General features: G+C 70.5%; 1 protein-coding gene. It reads right to left on the bottom strand.

Annotation, left to right across the window (positions count from 1 at the left end):
• Positions 1-160 precede the first annotated feature (160 nt).
• The gene (locus ACZ4K2_RS36945) at positions 161-1,564 is read right to left on the bottom strand and encodes an IS1380 family transposase (protein WP_467481124.1); all 1,404 of its coding nucleotides are present in this window, start codon (positions 1,562-1,564) and stop codon (positions 161-163) included.
• Positions 1,565-1,689: the final 125 nt, after the last annotated feature.

Raw genomic sequence — 1,689 nt, 5'->3', positions numbered from 1 at the left:
CTAGCCTCCCCGTTTCGCTTCGCGTGGCTGAGCTGGTCGGATCGCGGTGAAGTGGTGGTTTCGGTTGCTCGTGGCCGGGTGGGCATGGCCGGGGCCCGACGCGCCGGTCGGGTTCTCCAGGGTTCCTCGGGGCGTGGGTGGGCAGGGGCGGTGCCGCGGTTCAGGTGGCTGGCCGTGGCAGGGCCGTGAGGCGGGCGAATGCGCTGGTCAGCTCGTTTCGCCAGGGCCAGGTTGCGGAGATCCGCAGGTGCAGGCGGCGACCGCCGCGGGTGATGCGGGCGGCTGCGTGCAGCAGCCGGTAGCGGAGCTTCTTCGGCTCGGCGGCGGCCAGTTCGCCGTCCAGCAGCAGAGTGCGCATCCAGGCGAGCAGGTCGAGGGCGGTCAGGGACAACTCCAGCCAGGCGGTGTTGATGGCGAAGTGTCGCGAGGGGAAGCGGCCGAAGCCGGTGGTCTTGCCGCAGCGGATGCGGTCCTCGACGCGGGCGTGCGCCCGGTGGCGGACTTCCAGGTGCTGCAATGAGCCTTCGCCGTAGAGGGTGTCGGTGAGGAAGACCTGGTGGCGCATGCCCTCGTCGAGGTCGAACAGGGACAGTTGGGCGCCGGGATGCGGGCGCTCACGCCGCACGATGATCCGCGTGCCCTCGGGGTAGTCGTCCAGGTCCACAAGGCCGGTCAGCTCGGCGGCCTCCGCGCCGGTGCGCAGGGAGCCGTCCTGCTCCAGCGCGGGATGCCAGACGTGCTCGGGCAGAGCGCGGATCGCGCGGCGGACCGGTTCAGTGACGGGATGACCGACCGAGAAGAACGTGTGGATGCCGCGCGAGCGCAAGCGGCGCAGGTGGGTCAGGAATGCCTTCGCGCTTCCGGCGCTGTCGGTGCGGATGAGGATGGGAGCGCCGTGGCGGTGGGCGTCGGGGATCTGGGCCAGGGCCGCATCGAGGACGGCGATGTGATCGGCGGCGGTGTTGGCTCCGGCATTGCCCGGCCGCAGCACTCCGGCCAGGGCTTCTCCGGTGTTGTCCAGGAAGCACAGCAGCGGGTGGTAGCCGAAGCCGCGTTTATAGGTGGCCGCCGCCTGTTCCTTCTCGGAGTGGCAGGTGACGAGTGTGGCGTCGATGTCCAGGACCAGGCCCGCAAGGTCGCGTCCGCCCGCGTGGGCCGCGGGTATCCCGGGGGCGGTATCGGCGGCCTGCATCCAGGCGACTTCGCGGGCGGCGGCGCGGGCCGCCCGCAGTGCCGCGAGGGCGGCAGGATCGATGCCGGCCAGCAGCCGCCAGGCGGTCGGAGTGGAGGCCACCGGACCGAACACCTCGGCCTGATCGCGCAGTAGAGCCAGGTCCGTGATGGCCTCGCCGCCGTCGGCGAGCATCACCGCCAGATCCACCGCGATCCTACCCGGGTTGTGTCCAGTGCCGCGTGGCCGCAACCGGCGCAGCGCGTCGGTGAAGGATGCGGTCAGGCCGGTGGCATCGGCGAGATCGGCCAGCAGGCGGGATCCGGCGTGGTTGATCACACCGCGCCCGTCGGACGAGACGACGAGTTTGGGGCGCGACCCGGTAGTGTGCACGCAGAAAGTGCCTTCCTGCTGGAACGACAGAGACCTTAGACAAGCCTCATCGTCCCAGCTCGGAAGGCACTTTCGCGTTCCCGCTCAAGATCCGGACACCGTGGCAAGTGAAACGCGCAGGCTAG

It is taken from the genome of Streptomyces sp. NPDC025833 (assembly GCF_055558055.1).
The sequence above is the reverse complement of the archived record's forward strand: the minus strand, read 5'-3'. Positions and strand labels throughout refer to the sequence as shown.